The organism is Halobacteriovorax sp. XZX-3 (genome assembly GCF_043196495.1).
In the GTDB taxonomy this organism is placed as follows: domain Bacteria; phylum Bdellovibrionota; class Bacteriovoracia; order Bacteriovoracales; family Bacteriovoracaceae; genus Halobacteriovorax_A.
Map to the genome: position 1 here is coordinate 1873092 of NZ_JBEBMO010000001.1, position 16343 is coordinate 1889434.

Here is a 16343-nt window from a genome sequence, read left to right on the forward strand (position 1 = left end):
TTTCTACCTTTTGAAAATTTTTGAGAAAAAACCTTTCCCCTCACCATCATTATTTTCTATTTCAATGATCTTTTTTGCAATACCGGAATATGCTTTCCATACTGGTCTACTTTCGTATGAATTATTAGACATGTAAGGCACACCATTATCGCAAGATTCACGTAAAGCTATTTCAATAGGGATTTCACCTAAGAATGGATAACCAAGCTCATTTGCGATATCTGCTCCACCCTTTTCACCGAAAATATAGTATTTCTTCTCAGGCATATCATCTGGTGCGAAGTAGCTCATATTTTCAATAAGTCCTAAAACAGGAATATTGACCTGTTCAAACATATTGAAGCCTTTTCTAGAATCAAGTAGAGCAACATCCTGTGGTGTTGATACACCAACAATCCCACTTAGATTTAAAGTTTGAGCAATTGATAACTGAACATCACCAGTTCCTGGAGGCAGATCTAATACTAGGTAATCAAGCTCACCCCAATCAACATCAAAAAGAAATTGATTTAGAACCCCACCAAGCATAGGCCCACGCCAGATTACAGCGTCTTTTTCTTCAATGAATAAACCGAAGCTAATGAATTTAATTCCATGTGCTTCTATAGGGGCAATTTTCTTATCATCAGTTGCAAGAGGCTTCGCATCTCTTTGACCCAGAAGCATCGGAATAGATGGCCCATAAATATCGGCATCTAGTAGACCTACTTTCTTTCCTTGGTTTTTAAGAGATAGAGCTAAGTTTACAGAAACTGTACTTTTCCCAACACCACCCTTTCCAGATGAAACAGCGATAATCTTCTTCACGCCCGGAATATCACGTTTTTGAGGTGCAGCCTTAGCGTGACCGACTTCTAACTTCGCACCTTGTTGTTGAGGCTTTTGCTGTTGCTGAGCTGGCATTTCTTGAGTAGAAATAGTTTTAATGAAGAGATCATCTTCACTAACAATAGCTGAAAGAGAATTAACAATTGAATCCTCAATATCTCGTTTTTGTGCAGGAGTAATGCCATCACGATTATAAACAATCGTAAGCTTCTTATCTTCGATTGCAATATCCTTGAAACGATTCTCATCTAATAGGGATTTTCCAGTGTTTGGGTTATTAACCTCAACTAATTTACTTTTAACTATTTCAATATTTAGCATACTAATTCTCTCAGTTTTTTATCGTTTTATGCGTGAATTCTATTAAATATTGGGCACTTATTCAATGAGTAAAGCAAATTTTTGCCCTACAACAAAATTCATAAGATGTTATAATTACTAAAGAAACTAAATTAAAGTTTGGAGAAATTGTGTCTAAGCCATATAAGCGTTCCATAATCATAGTCGACTCTAAATTTCAGCTGAGATTCAGTGCATTAATTTGTATTGTAATTCTAGTACTAAGTGCATTCTATCCACTTGTTATTTACCAAGTGCTAACTAATATTTCAGAAAAATTTCCACAATCTGCTGAGCATATTGCAACAATGAAGAGTGATCTTTTAAACTTTCTCATTTTATGCCAAGCATTTTTTGGGATCCTCATCTTTGTAGTTTGTATTTTCTTTACTCACAAAGTTGCAGGCCCACTTTATAAATTAAAACAATATCTTGCTGGACTAAGACACACAGGGTTTGAAAGAAAGCTTTCATTTAGAGAAGGTGATTACTTTCAAGATGTCGCAGATGAAGTTAATTTAACAGTTGAGTACTTCCAAACTCATTTTAAGGAAGACACTGTTTATATTGATGAAATCTGTAACTATTTAAAGAACCTACAACAAGTTGTACCTGACGATAAAAAATTAATCTTAAGTGATGTAGTCACTAAGTTAAAAAGTATGGAAGGTCGTTTCAATGAGTTTATTGGGTAAGAAGTTTATTCTTTTATCGTTAACGGCAAGCTTGTCATTTACAAGCTTTGCGAAAGATTCTCGTTCTCTTAAAGACAAAGAGCTTACAGCTGCACGTCACATCTCAGAAATTGAACGCATTTTAAAAAGAAAGAAATTACCTAATCATAAAATCAATAATGCAATTAAGGCCATTAAAGATGGTGGTATCTTTAAAAATTATCTTACTCACTTGGAGTTTTTAAGTGATCTAAAAACATCACTAAAAAAAGATAAGTATTTTTCATGTAATATTAAAAGTCACAGAACAAATCGCGTTGAGGATGAATTTGTTTCAAATATTAGAAATTACTGTTTTCACACTGTTAATTATTTAATTAACGATAAGTATTACAATGATATTATTGCTGATGATGAAAACTTCTCTAAGGCCATTCAATATCTTGCAACATCTCGAAACTCACTTTTCATTAGTAAACTAGAAGAAGTTGATAAAGAATCTAAAATTTATCAGCATATTAAAAAACAGCTTATCGAAATAACTTTGATCAATGGGCTAAAGATTGATTCTAAGCTTTATTCACATATAGATTTTGATAAAGATATCACTCTTTTATTCCAAAATAATCTACATAGAATTAAGAAGAACAAATTAACCATTACGAACGAATTTATAAAACAATATCGCCAATTAAAAAATCTAGTTAAAAATAATGAGAAAAAGAAAGCAAATATCAATGAACAACTTTCAAAATTTTTAACTTTTGAAAAGGCCAATGAAGACTATATTTATAAAAAGTCTTCATGGAAACGTGTTCGCTATATTGGAAAACTTCTTTTAAATAATGATGATATTGCCAATGCCAATCGTTACTTTGCTCGCTCATATGAGATTAGTTATGATGATGAATCAAAAAATGAATCACTCTTCCTTCTACTTTGGAATTCAATAAAAAATGAAAACTATAAGGAAAGTATCGTAACAGTACAAAACTATAAATTAATAGATGAGTTTTCCAATCTATACACTAAGACAAAATTTTGGATTGCTTATAGTTATATGAAAGATGGGAATGAATCCCTTGCAAAACACTTATTCAAATTAATGATTAATGGAAACCCATTAAGCTTCTATTCAATTATTGCCCAGGACTATCTTCCTGAGTTTGATAAGAATTATGTTAAATCACTTTATTTCCATAAGAATACAGTTAATCTTCCCAAACTAGAATTAGCGGACTTCACCCAGGCCAAACAAAGAAATATTAAGGAATCAAATATTTGGCATGAGTTAAAATTTGTCGGAAAGGTTGATAAATTAATTTATGAATTTATCCGTTTCAATCCTGAAACAGATATTATCAATAGGGCCAAGTTAGACTCTCTTCCATTAGAAGAACAACGTGTGGCTATATTTAATTACTTTCTTCATCATTTCAAAGAAAGTGGTGATTTTTTATCGAGTTTCAAACTCGTCTCAAGGACAATTGACTTAAATCTCATAAGGCCTTCAAAAATTGATATTACGACTCTCTTTCCGGTTCTACATCTTGATAAGATTAAAGATGTAAATGCTGAAATTGACCCGCTTCTAGTTTTATCGATTATCAGACAAGAAAGCGCATTCAATCCTAACGCACGTTCAGCAGTAGGCGCACTAGGACTAATGCAACTTATGCCAGCTACGGCAAGACAGATGACTAATTTTAGAAAAACAGACGAGATCTTAATTCCACATAGAAATATCGATGCTGGTGTACGCTACTTTAAGTCTCTACTTAATAAGTTTGATGGAAATATAATCTATGCATTATCTTCATATAATGCAGGTCCACACAAGGTAACAAAGTGGGCAAAGAATCTTATGGATGTAGAAGATCCTATTTTTCAAATTGAACAAATTCCATATAAAGAAACTCGTTTATACGTAAAGCTTATTTACCGAAATTTCTTTTTCTATAATCTAATGAAGGATAATTATATTTTAGAAAAGAGTGTAGCTTCTACTTTTAATGCCTTTCCTAAGAAGGAAGCGAAACGTGAAATATCATCTCAATTATAGAAATAAAAAAGGCTTCCTATTGGAAGCCTTTTTTGTAAATTATTCTCAAATAAGTTTACGCTGAGGAAACATAAATAAGCTAAAGCTCATTTAGTTTATTACAGTCATCATTACAAGCGACTGCGCTAGCACCGCAGCCAATAGATTGCCTTTGGGCAATCAATGCTGCGGATGCTTAAACATTAAAACGGAAGTGAATAATATCACCGTCTTTTACGATGTACTCTTTACCTTCCATACGAAGCTTTCCGGCTTCCTTAACCTTCGCCTCTGATCCATTAGCAATTAAGTCATCATAGTGATAAATCTCTGCCTTAATGAATCCTCTTTCAAAGTCTGAGTGAATTACACCTGCAGCTTCAGGAGCTTTAGCTCCTTCTTTGAAAGTCCAAGCACGAACTTCTTTAACACCGGCCGTAAAATATGTACGAAGACCAAGCATATTATATGCTTCATGAGTAAGCGTTTCTAAACCAGAAATTTCAATTCCAGCAGCTTCCATAAAGTCTTTCTTATCTGCTTCATCTTCTAGTGCCGCAATTTCAGATTCTAGCTTTCCACAAATTTTAATTGCACGAGAACCTTCTTTCTCTGCAAATTCTTTTACTGCTTTTACATAGTCATTATCTTCATCAACACTCTCTTCATCTACGTTACATAGGTAAAGAGTTGGCTTAAGAGTAATTAGGTTAAGGTCACGAGTTAACTCGATATCTTCCTTATTCATCTCAAGAGTACGTGCAGCAAAACCTTGCTCTAAATGAGCAGTAAGTTTTTCTAGAACAGGTACAAGCATCTTTGCTTTTGATGCAATTTCTTTATTTTGGTTTTTCATTAACTTAGGAAGGTTTGCTTGCTTTCTTTGAACAACTTCAAGGTCAGCTAGAGCAAGTTCCATATTAATTGTTTCAATATCATCAACTGGATTAACTTCACCGTGAACGTGGATAACATTAGTGTCATCAAAACAACGTACAACGTGAACAATTGCATTTACTTGACGAATATTTCCAAGGAATTGGTTACCAAGACCTTCACCTTTTGAAGCACCCTTTACAAGACCTGCAATATCAACAAATTCAACAATAGTTGGAATAACTTTTTGTGGCCCAATGATTTCCGCAATTTTTTGCATACGAATATCACCAACGTTTACAATCCCAATATTTGGTTCGATTGTACAAAATGGAAAGTTAGCTGCTTCAGCTGGAGCCGAAGTTAGAGCCTGAAAAATCGTTGATTTACCAACGTTTGGAAGTCCTACAATCCCACAATTTAGGGCCATTATTTTCTCCTGATATCTATTTACTTAAATCTAGTAATTGTTTCTTTTTATATCTTTGAATCGCTGTTTTAAAGCCACTTTTTACATAACATTCAACGGCTTTTGAAGCTTTTTCTAAGTAATCGTCAATAAAGTCAGCCTCCGAACCAAAATAGCGGCCCAAAACCCAATCAGATACACTTCCATGTTGTGGACGTCCAATCCCCATACGTAAGCGCTTAAAATTGTTATGACCTAATTGTCCTGCAATTGACTTAAGACCATTGTGACCCGCAAGGCCACCACCATCCTTAAAGGCAATAGTTCCCCACGGTAAATCTAATTCATCGTGAATAACTAAAATATTTTCTGGTTCGATTTTGAAGTATTGAGCAAAAGGAATAACACTCTCACCACTTAGATTCATATAAGTTTGAGGCATTAACACGTAGAACTTATCTTCATCCGTTTCAAACGAAGACCAAATTCCTTTAAATTTCTCTTTGAAAGGCAAGTCCTTGATTGGCTTGATAAAATTCATTACGTCCCAGCCAATATTATGTCTGGTACCTTTATATTCTGAACCTGGATTTCCAAGTCCAACAATTAAATAATTCATAGGTTACCCGTTTATAAAAATAATGAACTAACTGAGTCGTTATTAAACGTGCGATGAATCGACTTGGCCAATATTTCAGCGGCCGAGACAGAAATTATTTTTCCACTCTCACGCGCCTCTTTACTCAGAGGAATTGTATTTGTCACAAGAACCTTATTTAAAGATTCTGCTTTATTGATGCGCTCAATAGCAGGCCCAGAAAATACAGGGTGCGTAGCACATGCCACAACACTTCTTGCACCATTATCTTTTAGAGCATTACAAGCTTCGATAAGTGTTCCTGCAGTATCAATCATATCATCTAAGATGATACAGTCCTTACCGTTTACATCACCCACAATATTCATGGCCTTTGCAACGTTCTTTCCCGTACGACGCTTATCGATCATAGCGATATCGCACTTACACTTTTTAGCGTAATGGCGAGCACGCTCAACTCCACCAGCATCTGGTGAAACGAAGATCGTATTTTCTGTCACAAGTTCTCTTTTAATATGACTAAGAAGAACAGGAGAAGCAAAAATATTATCGAATGGAATATTAAAGAAACCTTGAACCTGTCCAGAGTGAAGGTCCATTGTGATAACACGACTAGCGCCTGCAACTGTAATAAGATCGGCAACCAGCTTTGCTGAAATAGGTGTTCTCGGCGATGCCTTTCTATCCTGACGACAGTATCCGTAATGAGGAATAACTGCTGTAATCGAAGACGCTGACGCTCTCTTAAGAGCATCGATCATAATCAGAAGCTCCATTAAATTATCATTTACCGGCGCACATGTTGATTGAATAATGAAGACATCAGCACCACGAACGTTTTGTTCGATTTCACAAAATGTTTCACCATTGGCAAATTTAATAACTTGGGGGTCAACTAACGGAACATCTAAGATTTTCGAGATATCGGAAGAAAGCTTTGGATTTGACGTGCCTGATACGAGAACGATCCTTTTCATGATCTTATTCCTTTCTCTGATCCGTGAGAAAATGGCTGGGGTAGAAGGACTCGAACCTTCGAATGGCAGAATCAAAATCTGCTGACTTAGCCACTTGTCGATACCCCAGCAATGTAGATTTGTATGTAATATATAAGCTAGTTTCTTATTTTTGACAAGAAATTTTTAAATTTGCCTACTTATTCGCATGCCAAAGACGCAATTCGTTGGCCTGAATACAGAATAATCTCCTGATAAAGCCTGAAAGCTGTCGTACTTCCGTATAATCTTAAACCTTTCTTATTTGTACGAACACCTTCATAACCGACCCAGATCGTAAAAAGATCATGTCCATCATAACCGACAAAGAGATTATCAAAACCATTATTAGATGTTCCTGTTTTCCCGAAGAAATGTTGTTGCTTAAGCGCTGGCTTTACCATTCTTCTAATTGTCGTTTGATTTGGATCTGCAAGAGACTCGTACACTCCGGCCCCTACTCGACATTGCGCAAGCATAAAGTCTTCATATAATTGATAGAGCTCATCAACTGATAATTCAATGGCACCAAGAAGCTGGGCAGGATATTGGGCCAACGGTGTTTTAAGATGTTTAATCTTATCCTTCAATATAACTTCAACTTTTTCAAAACCAATATCATGGGCCAGTCTAACAACTGGATTGTTTAAGGACTCTTGTAAAGCTTGAGAAATAGGATACTCACTCGCAGAAGGTGTATGAGATTCCGAGGGTGTCCACTTTCCACTAACAAGATCTAAAGTTATCGGCTCCGTTGAAACTAAATCATCTATTTTATGGCCCTGCTCAAGGTATATTTGAAACAGGATTGGCTTTAGTGTTGAACCTACACCATGACGTTCCTCTTTGAAGGCCTTATCAACATTTCTTTCAAATTTAGAATAGTAGAAACTTTTATGTTTTGGATTTCCAAAAGCAATTTTAACCGCCAAGTTCTCTTCGATCCCTTTCAGATCTCTTAAAAGATTTTTAGAAGCTAAGACTGTTTTAAAAAATCGAAATTCACTAAGCATTGGATCTTTATTAACTCGAGTCGATGTCAAATATATCGCTTCATAAAATGAGTCATCTTGAAAAACAGATAATTGTTTTTTCCAATTTTCCCACTTCTCATCAGACCACTGATAATCTGTGTTTTGATCAAAAAGATCTAAACTTTGTAATTTATTAAAAATAAAATCAGCACGCCCTCTAAGACGATCTGTACGATAGATAGGATGATAATAACTTGGCCCTTTTAACATTGAGACCAATATAGCTGATTCATAAGGATCTAACTCAGAAATAGGTTTATTAAAATATAAAACAGCTGCTGTGTTCACACCTTTTATTCTAATTCCACCAAGACTTCCCCAATACACTTCGTTGAAATAAGCTTCTAGTATTGCTGACTTATCGAATTTAAAATCAATATAAACGGCCAGGATAGCTTCTTTAATCTTTCTGCTAAATGACTTCTCATTTGTAAAATAGATATTCTTTACTAGTTGTTGTGTCAGTGTTGATCCACCTTGTACAAGAGCACCAGCTTTAATATCTGCAATTATCGCACGAATGATTGAAATATAATCAATACCTATGTGATCAAGAAAACGAAAATCTTCAATACCAATAAGACCTTTAGATAAGATAATAGGAATATTATAAAAGTTAATTTTATATTGAAGACAGCGGTTATAATTACAATCATTACTTCTAACAGAATTTAACTCGAAGCTTTCTTTCACACTTAGAATTGACTTCTTTTCATCGTCAAACTTCTCAAAAAAGACTGAGTTAAATCTCTCATCACGTGAATTGGCCTTAAAAAATAAGAAGTCACGTTTCTTAACAAAACTTCCCTCTTCAAAAAGAATGGTTTTCGAATTCGTATCAGGTGTTTTAGGAGTAATAATTCGAGTTAAGTCTGCGTCATTGATTGTATTTATGGAATAAATGACACACAAGCCAAATAATCCAACCATCAAGAATAATAATATCTTTATTCGTTTATTAAGCACCTTTGAATACACCTATTTTTTTGACGTTATATAAAGTCATCTTATATTATTTCAGTACAATTTTGTTAAATTATAAAAGGAATAACAACTTATGTTAAACAACTTAAATAAGGCCGCAATTCTTGCCACTTTAGCTACTTCTACTCTGGCACTACCAATTGACTGGCATGGTGAACTACAAACAGACCTACATTCTTTAGGTGATTATAATCGTTCAGTTCAGCAAGGTGCTGGGCCACTTGATAATGGTGACCAAGCATTTGATATGACAGATGCTGATCCTGATTCATCAAACTTTCAAACTTATATTTTTAAGCTTCAGCCAACAATCATTGTAAATGACTCAACAACGATTAATGCTGAACTAACTTCAGGTTATGGATACGGTGGAAATTTTGGTGACTCTTCAAATGATGGAAGAACAAAGACTCAAGATCCATCAAACTCATATGCAAATGCTCGCTACTCTTTCAATACAGTAACAAGTAATCCTGTGAACATAACTCAGGCCAATGCAGTATTTTATTCTGATACAGCAACTTATACAGTTGGTCGCCAAAAGTTTAACTGGGGTATGGGTGCAATTTATAATGATGGAAATGCTCCAGGATCAAGATTTGCTTCAATGAGAGATGGGATTACAATTGATTTCAAGATCGGTAACTTCAAGTTCTCTCCATACTACTCAAAAATTAAAGCAAATAATCTTACTAAGACAGGTCGTGTAAAAGAGATGGGGATTTCATTACTATATGAAAACCTAGATAAAGAATTCACTTTCGGAGCTCTTTACAACAAGAATACTTCTGGAGCTGCATCTGGAATTGAAACTGATGTAGATGGTGACACTATTGCTACAAACCTTGGTGCAACTAGTGTGACAATGATCGACCTTTACCTTAAGAAGACTTTCGGCAAATACACTGTTGAAGCAGAAATTCCATTAATGACTGGTGATATGGGTGAAATCTACCCTGGTGTTACTGATACTGAAGTTGATGCAAAAGCATTCCTACTTAATAACACTTATAAGTTAAACACAAATCACTCATTTCATCTTGATTTTGGTATGGTTTCAGGTTCAGATGCAGATAACCAAACTTATGGAGCAATGTATCTTAACCCTAACTTTCAAATTGCAAATATCATGTTTCGCTATAACTTAGCGGCCATTGCAAATACTGATCTAAACGTATTTAATTCGGGTATTGCAAATACTTCTTATGCAAAATTTGCTCACAGATATGATTCAGGAACTTGGTCTTGGACTAACTCTGTTGTTTGGGCAAAGGCCGATAAAGTTGCTGAAGCTGGTTCAGATGCAATTAACCATGAGAAGAACAAGAGATTTACTGCGGCAGCAGATCAAGCAGATGATCTAGGATTTGAAATTGATTCAAACTTCTCTTACAAGTGGAATACTTCAGTAACACTAAATGCAAACCTAGGTTATTTCTTCGTTGGCGACTACTACGCATTCTCAAATACTGCGACTCCTAACGAAACAAATGATACTTACCTAATTTATCTTGGTGCAGATATTAAGTTTTAAGAAATAAAAAAGGCTTCCGATTGGAAGCCTTTTTTTTTATCGATATGGATTAGTCCATGTAGAACTGCTAGGTGTTCTTTGTTGTGGTTGCATTAAGTTAAAATTATTATTCCAACCATTATTATTGTTAAAGTTTCCACCAGCGGCCCCATTGAAATCAAAATTCAATCCAGGAATACCAGAAGAATAAGAAGTGTCAGCTCCTGTCCATAAATCAAACGGACTACTCGCTGTTGCTCCTGCTAATTGGTTTTGCATAGCATTTAACTTGTAATTACTATAAAGACCATTAAAGCGACTTAGTATACTTTTCTGCTCATTATAGGCAGCTCCGTATTTTGCATTATAAGATTGGTTATAATCTTGATAAGAGTTTTGCTTCCATGAACTATACTGGTTATAGATGTATGGAAGATAAGTACTTCTAACAGTCATACAATCTTCATAGCTACCACCTGATGTACAATAACTACTTGCAAGATCTTGAGCATACTGTTGGATGTAATCATCATAAGCATTTAGCTTAGTCATATAATTTTGACGATCTTTAGAAGCTCTTTGTTGAATACCTTTAAGAATTTGCTGACGTCTCTTAATTGGAGAATTGTCACCGGCCCTGATTAGAGCTTCATCACCCCAATCAGCAAGCGTACCTTGCTTAAGACGAGCAATACTTCTCTCACTATTATTTTCAGCTTCTTCAACATTTCTTTTATTAGTCCCTTCAAGTTTTACATGTGAAAACTCTTGAGCAAGAATAATTCCAGATAAAATCTTTCTACCTGAAGTTTGCATATTGCCTTCACGAAGTGCTTCAACAACTTTCTTATATTCAGCACCATTTTCATTTTGACGGTTAAACTTAGCAATAACGTCATTAATCTTTTCAATTGATTCATTAATTTGATCTTTACGTCTTTCATCTGCTTCGCTATCACCTAGCTCTGCATATTCTTCCATTAAATGCTTTAATTCTTCTTTCATAGCTGGAAGTAATTCTTTAGAAAACTTATTCATGTGATTTGCGTATTCCTGAAGAAGCTTCTTTCTCGCTTCTTTGCTTACACCAAACTTATCACCTTCTTTAACATCTTCAACAGAAGGAGAAATATCACTTTCAATTTGCTCCATTCTTGAAACCATTTGTTCAACTTCTTCATTGATAAGTTGATGTTGAATACCAGAAAGAATTCTAGTTAGATCATCATAGTTTCCACCTGAGTCACTTCTAAGCTTCTTAAGACTTTTCGCAATATCAGTAAGATTTTTTCCGTTACAAGCAGCAATAGCCTCTTCACGAAGTTCATATTCATTAGTTTTATTTGCCATTACTTTTTGTTCAGCAGGCTTTGCGTAATCCATACAATTAAAAGACGGATCACTAAAAGATGTATGTTGCGCAACATTTGCTAATCCAAACGGCATATCATTTTTATAATCGAAATCTTTATTCGTAGAGGCGATAACTAATTCAGAATTTCTATTAGTATCAATATCAGGAAGATCTGTATCAAGTGTTACAGGTGATGCAAGATAACCTTTTTCTCTTAGTTTATCGACAGTATAAAATGAAGAGTCTCCACCAGCTAAGTGGGCCATACATTTTTCATATTCTTTTTCGATTGATTGAGTACCAGCAGGATATTGGCTAGAATCAATTTTCACATTGAACTTCAAGTAAACATTATTATCAACAGGGTTTGTAATAGCTTGCGCACTTATGTCTTTAATACACGCTGAAACTCTAGTTGGTAGATTTACCAATATTTTTCCATTTGCAATTGTATAACTTGGAGTATCTCCTAAAAGGAGTGTTTTCATAAACCCATATGAAACCGCATCATCTCTACGACATTCAATCGTTGTCGACTGACTCGATGATGAAACTGTAACTGTTCCGGCCGTTGATTGATTTGTACTACGAGTTCCACTTGAACCCATTCCTGAAAATACTACCTTGGCCTGTGTAGAAGCCAGAGCTAGTGTACAAATTAAAAACTTTAATTGATTTGCCTTTTTCATATATTACCCTACTTAAAGTATCGCTTAAGTCATATCGGATAATTTTATAAATACTTAAAGGCTATTAGTTACTTGTCTGTAATTACAGATACTTAACTAGAATAATAAATTAATATTTTCCTGAATTTCTTGTCCCTCGATATTAACTTGAGTACCTTGTCTTTGTTGATTTCGCTCAAGATACTTTACGTATTCACGATTTCGATCGGCAATCGTCTTATTTGTCGAGTTTAGAAGATAGTATGTTGGTATTTCTATTTCGTAACGGTAATCAGATGTCGTAACTTCAATGTACTTTGGTAAAGTATACTGACCATTGTAAGTAACAAAACTTTTTGGAACAATTGAATAACTTCCATTATCTGTATTTAGATCTAAATAAATTAATTGATGGTTTTCATTTTTAAACTCACCTTTGATATTATCAAGCTGAATCGCCCAAACAAATTCTCTATTGCGTTTAACAAGTTTTAAATTATTACTTCCCTTATATAAAGAAGAGTTCATGATACTTTTTAACTGTGCTTGTTTTTGATCATTATCTGACTCAAGTGGTGACACCGGGGCTTCGCCAACAGACTCTTCATATTCTTTGGCTTTTTTCTCATAGTCTTTCTTTTTAACAAGAAACGTTTTGTAATCTTCAATTAAAGAAGCCTTTTCCTTATTAATCAAATCAGAGTTAGATTTATAACTTGGCTCTATTGCCTTAAAAACTTTATTAAAACCAAATGAACTATTGAATGTGTAGCTAAGGATTGAACTTTGAAGAATATCTTTTGTAGTGTCTTTACCAAACAGACTATCAAGATTTTCATATGCAGTTACATTAGAAACCCCCGATACTTGATAAGAAGAATCATCATATCTAATAACTAATGATTTCTTATAATCTTTTTCGTTTTCTGCAGTAATAAACATGTATTTAAAATAATTCGTAACCACATTTTCACTCGTTGCAAATTCTTCATCTGCTGCGACTCGTTTTACAACAACGTGAGCAACAACTAGTTCTTTATCTAATTCCTTATTTGAAGAGTTTCTCATTAATCCTTCTAAAGATGGAATTGCTGCGAAAACATTTAAACTTAAAACAGTTGCCAATATAGTTATTACTTTCATAAATCTCCTAAATTACCACCTTATAATACCAAAAAATATTCTCGTCGTAACAACTAAAACATTGAGTATTTTAGTCAATCACTAATAAATGACGAATTTCGAAAATATGATTATAATTAGACTATAAATAAGGATATTACATGACTAAAATACTTTCATTAATTGTAACTTTATTAGTAATTCAATTTAATACATCTGCAAAAATAATGGACTATAAAACAACACGATTAAAGTCCACAGGTGGAGCCGGTGTTGCTTCTTTATTAATGGATGAAGCTACAGTTTTAAATCCTGCACCAATAGCCTTTTTCAATATGTCTTCATTATATCTTGAACAAACAAAAGCAGATAATACCGATATGAACGACTCACCTCTAGGAGACTCAACTAATTACGCGGTTATTGCTTCTGATAGTTCAAAAGCTCTAAAGGGCTCAATCTCTTATGTAAAAGCAAAGAGTGGAGATGAAAACTATAAACAACTCTCGACTTCTTTCGCCTCTACTATCGGTCGTAAGTCTGCTCTAGGTTTCACATACCAGGATATGAAACGTGAAGATGTATATCTAGGAGTGAAGGAAAAGATTGAGTATCAACAATTAAATATTGGTGTTTTCCACGCTATTACACAAAACTTTTCACTTGGACTTGTAGCAATGGATCCATTTGAAAAATCTCCAAATAACACAAAAGCAGTGCTTGGTATGCAATACCAGTTTCAACAATACATCTCACTTATGCTTGATGCTGGTGCAAACTATAATGAGGAGATCTCAGAGCACTCTCTTTGGCGCGCGGCAATTCAATTCAAAGTACTTAGTGACTTTTACTTACGCGCAGGAATGTATGACGATAAAATTGCAATGGAGTCTGGATCAGGTTTTGGCTTAAGCTGGATTCAACCAAAACTTACACTAAATTTCGCGATTAGAAATATTAGTTTAGAAGATTCAATTGAGCTAAAACAAGTAGCACAAGACATCAAAGAAACATCTTTTTCCGTATCATATCGCTTCTAGGGGTAAAATAATGGCAACAAAGAAGCCCCAAAACAAACCTAAAGATGGTGATGAAGAGCTTAATGAAGGTGTTAAGAATGCTTATACTGAGCGTTTGAAAACTTTAAAGCAAGCACTCGACTTTGTTGCAAAGAATGATATTCCACACAGTGTAGAGAAATTTAATCATTACCTAGGGATCTTAGCAGCATATAATCGAACAACTGAAAGGCATCTAACTCCAAAGATGTTTGATCCTCAAAAAGATATTTCTGAACTACTTTTGATAAGCCAAGCTTATTGGAATCTTGCTAAGTCATATGATAAAAGCCCGAAACTTCGCGGTGAATCTCTTCGATGTCTACAGCAATTTATTGCATTTTCTATTGGATACAAATATCAACATGCAAATGCTCAAATCGTTAGGAAATTTTTAAGATCAGGACAGGCCCATAATAAGAAGGCCTTTCAGCAGGCATATGATAAGATTAATGTACGTTCAAAAAATTGTTATTTAGCTACTCATGCATATCCACATAATGAAGATCTACTTGATACACTTAGAGGATTGAAGCCAGGATTAGCAAGTTATAAACTTGGACAAGTCTTCATTAATCGTTACTATGAAATATCACCACATATAGTTAGCTTATTTCAAAAGAATAAAACTTTAGATTTCACTTTTAATAAGTTATTAATTAAACCTCTAATTTATTTAATTTATAAAATCGTAAAATGAGCGTAGTAAGAAACTTAATTACAAGAGAATGGCTAAAATTTTTTGCTGCTTCGGCAGTTGTTCTTCTCCTATTGCTTTCTTTGGGAAATTTAATTACAGGATTTTTACGCGAAAATATTACAGCTAAAGAAGTACTACTAAGTTATTTCATCCAACTTCCTAGTTTTCTCATAAAGGTAATTCCTATTTCATGTCTGATAGGAAGTTTATTTTCAATCAATAAACTGAAAAGTAGAAATGAACTGGTTGCAATTTTTGCTGGTGGATACTCTCGTCAGAATTACTTGAAAGATATACTGCTAACATCGATCTATATTGCAATTTTTCAATTTATTCTAAGTGCTTACATTAGTCCTTATATTAACTCGAGAAGATTTAGTATCTTAGACAGTCCAGATGAAAAATTTAGAGTTTTCAAAAAGAAAGGACTTTCATCATCAACAATTAAATCAGGAAAGATTTGGTACAAGTCACCTAAATACTACTTTGCATTTTCAAGCTTTGATAAGAAAACCAATACTTTAAACGAGGTAACGATTTATCACTATAGTGAAAATCGTGAACTTACGAAAATTGATACTTATAAAATGTTAAGTTATGACTCTCGAACTGAGAGATGGTGGCCAACAAATGGAACTAGTTTTGACGAGCTTGAAACGCCATCATTTCCAAAAATTGGAATCGAAGAATTACCAATCACCTTGAATGAAAGTATTGAAGAGTTCGCTAAAATTGAAGCAGATATCTCAACACTCACATTTTTAAGACTTTATGATTATATTTCTCAGCTAAATAATAATGGAATCAATGTAAACGAATATCTTGTTATGTTCTACATGCATATTTCGGAAGGACTAATTTGCATTATCTTTGCCTTAATTGCGGCCACGAGTATATTCAATCCAAATAGACGTAATAGTTCGTTTGGTCGAAGCGTTGCATTTATTTTTGCGTTCACAATTATGTATTGGCTAGTACAATCATATTTTATTGAGCTAGGTAAAAACTTGAAAATTAGTCCGTTCTTAGCAACATTCTCTGTTCCCTTTATATTCACCTTAGTCATCGGACTTATCTTCTTTAAAAACAGACGTTTAACGTAAATGAAAAATAGAGGAAAGCTGGACTTGTGCGCCGCACACATGCTATA

At 34.2% G+C, this 16343-nt stretch carries 13 protein-coding genes and 1 tRNA gene; 6 read left to right on the forward strand and 8 right to left on the reverse strand.

Going from position 1 to position 16343, the window contains the following annotated elements:
- Positions 1-3: 3 nt before the first annotated feature.
- Positions 4-1149 (reverse strand): Mrp/NBP35 family ATP-binding protein, encoded by a 1146-nt coding sequence (locus tag ABMA70_RS09030; protein ID WP_103218645.1) that lies wholly within the window; start codon positions 1147-1149, stop codon positions 4-6.
- Positions 1150-1298: 149 nt separating this feature from the next.
- On the opposite strand from ABMA70_RS09030, the gene ABMA70_RS09035 reads away from it, so the two are divergent.
- Complete coding sequence (locus tag ABMA70_RS09035) at positions 1299-1862, forward strand: hypothetical protein (protein ID WP_103218644.1); 564 nt, start codon at positions 1299-1301, stop codon at positions 1860-1862.
- Positions 1846-3903, forward strand: coding sequence for a lytic transglycosylase domain-containing protein (locus ABMA70_RS09040; protein ID WP_103218643.1), 2058 nt, complete (start codon positions 1846-1848; stop codon positions 3901-3903). The genes ABMA70_RS09035 and ABMA70_RS09040 overlap by 17 nt, the downstream gene beginning before the upstream one ends.
- Positions 3904-4078: 175 nt before the next feature.
- Here the strand turns inward: ABMA70_RS09040 and ychF are convergent, their stop codons facing one another.
- The 5 genes from ychF to ABMA70_RS09065 all read right to left on the reverse strand — a co-directional run bounded on the left by ychF (position 4079) and on the right by ABMA70_RS09065 (position 8724).
- Positions 4079-5188 (reverse strand): redox-regulated ATPase YchF, encoded by a 1110-nt coding sequence (gene ychF / locus ABMA70_RS09045; protein ID WP_392994062.1) that lies wholly within the window; start codon positions 5186-5188, stop codon positions 4079-4081.
- 16 nt (positions 5189-5204) lie between these two features.
- Positions 5205-5786: an aminoacyl-tRNA hydrolase gene (pth, locus tag ABMA70_RS09050; RefSeq protein ID WP_392994059.1), complete on the reverse strand. Its 582-nt coding sequence runs from the start codon at positions 5784-5786 to the stop codon at positions 5205-5207.
- A gap of 11 nt (positions 5787-5797) precedes the next feature.
- Positions 5798-6745, reverse strand: a complete 948-nt coding sequence (locus ABMA70_RS09055) for a ribose-phosphate diphosphokinase (protein WP_368667187.1) — start codon at positions 6743-6745, stop codon at positions 5798-5800.
- Positions 6746-6774: 29 nt separating this feature from the next.
- A tRNA-Gln gene (locus tag ABMA70_RS09060) sits at positions 6775-6850 on the reverse strand.
- A 71-nt stretch (positions 6851-6921) separates the two neighbouring features.
- Positions 6922-8724, reverse strand: coding sequence for a transglycosylase domain-containing protein (locus ABMA70_RS09065; RefSeq protein WP_392994057.1), 1803 nt, complete (start codon positions 8722-8724; stop codon positions 6922-6924).
- A 127-nt stretch (positions 8725-8851) separates the two neighbouring features.
- On the opposite strand from ABMA70_RS09065, the gene ABMA70_RS09070 reads away from it, so the two are divergent.
- Positions 8852-10312, forward strand: a complete 1461-nt coding sequence (locus ABMA70_RS09070) for a hypothetical protein (protein ID WP_392994055.1) — start codon at positions 8852-8854, stop codon at positions 10310-10312.
- Positions 10313-10348: 36 nt separating this feature from the next.
- On the opposite strand, the gene ABMA70_RS09075 is transcribed toward ABMA70_RS09070, so the two are convergent.
- A complete protein-coding gene (locus ABMA70_RS09075; protein ID WP_392994053.1) occupies positions 10349-12334 on the reverse strand; it encodes a hypothetical protein in 1986 nt (661 codons plus the stop codon).
- 96 nt (positions 12335-12430) lie between these two features.
- Entirely contained in the window at positions 12431-13456 is a 1026-nt protein-coding gene (locus tag ABMA70_RS09080; protein ID WP_103218636.1) for a hypothetical protein, read from the reverse strand.
- A gap of 140 nt (positions 13457-13596) precedes the next feature.
- Between ABMA70_RS09080 and ABMA70_RS09085 the strand changes: the two genes are divergently transcribed.
- Genes ABMA70_RS09085 through ABMA70_RS09095 form a run of 3 tightly spaced genes read left to right on the forward strand, consistent with a single transcriptional unit; the run spans position 13597 to position 16296 of the window.
- The gene (locus ABMA70_RS09085; protein ID WP_103218635.1) at positions 13597-14475 is read left to right on the forward strand and encodes a hypothetical protein; all 879 of its coding nucleotides are present in this window, start codon (positions 13597-13599) and stop codon (positions 14473-14475) included.
- Positions 14476-14485: 10 nt separating this feature from the next.
- A complete protein-coding gene (locus ABMA70_RS09090) occupies positions 14486-15193 on the forward strand; it encodes a hypothetical protein (RefSeq protein ID WP_392994050.1) in 708 nt (235 codons plus the stop codon).
- Positions 15190-16296: an LptF/LptG family permease gene (locus tag ABMA70_RS09095; protein ID WP_103218633.1), complete on the forward strand. Its 1107-nt coding sequence runs from the start codon at positions 15190-15192 to the stop codon at positions 16294-16296. Before ABMA70_RS09090 ends, ABMA70_RS09095 begins: the two co-directional genes overlap by 4 nt.
- Positions 16297-16343 lie beyond the last annotated feature (47 nt).

What these genes read in the sequence shown, in the direction of transcription:
- ABMA70_RS09030 (WP_103218645.1), bottom strand. Translation starts at nt 1,149, where the DNA reads ATGCTAAATATTGAAATAGTTAAAAGTAAATTAGTTGAGGTTAATAAC.
- ABMA70_RS09040 (WP_103218643.1), top strand. Translation starts at nt 1,846, where the DNA reads ATGAGTTTATTGGGTAAGAAGTTTATTCTTTTATCGTTAACGGCAAGC.
- ychF (WP_392994062.1), bottom strand. Translation starts at nt 5,188, where the DNA reads ATGGCCCTAAATTGTGGGATTGTAGGACTTCCAAACGTTGGTAAATCA.
- pth (WP_392994059.1), bottom strand. Translation starts at nt 5,786, where the DNA reads ATGAATTATTTAATTGTTGGACTTGGAAATCCAGGTTCAGAATATAAA.
- ABMA70_RS09065 (WP_392994057.1), bottom strand. Translation starts at nt 8,724, where the DNA reads ATGGTTGGATTATTTGGCTTGTGTGTCATTTATTCCATAAATACAATC.
- ABMA70_RS09070 (WP_392994055.1), top strand. Translation starts at nt 8,852, where the DNA reads ATGTTAAACAACTTAAATAAGGCCGCAATTCTTGCCACTTTAGCTACT.
- ABMA70_RS09075 (WP_392994053.1), bottom strand. Translation starts at nt 12,334, where the DNA reads ATGAAAAAGGCAAATCAATTAAAGTTTTTAATTTGTACACTAGCTCTG.
- ABMA70_RS09080 (WP_103218636.1), bottom strand. Translation starts at nt 13,456, where the DNA reads ATGAAAGTAATAACTATATTGGCAACTGTTTTAAGTTTAAATGTTTTC.
- ABMA70_RS09085 (WP_103218635.1), top strand. Translation starts at nt 13,597, where the DNA reads ATGACTAAAATACTTTCATTAATTGTAACTTTATTAGTAATTCAATTT.
- ABMA70_RS09090 (WP_392994050.1), top strand. Translation starts at nt 14,486, where the DNA reads ATGGCAACAAAGAAGCCCCAAAACAAACCTAAAGATGGTGATGAAGAG.
- ABMA70_RS09095 (WP_103218633.1), top strand. Translation starts at nt 15,190, where the DNA reads ATGAGCGTAGTAAGAAACTTAATTACAAGAGAATGGCTAAAATTTTTT.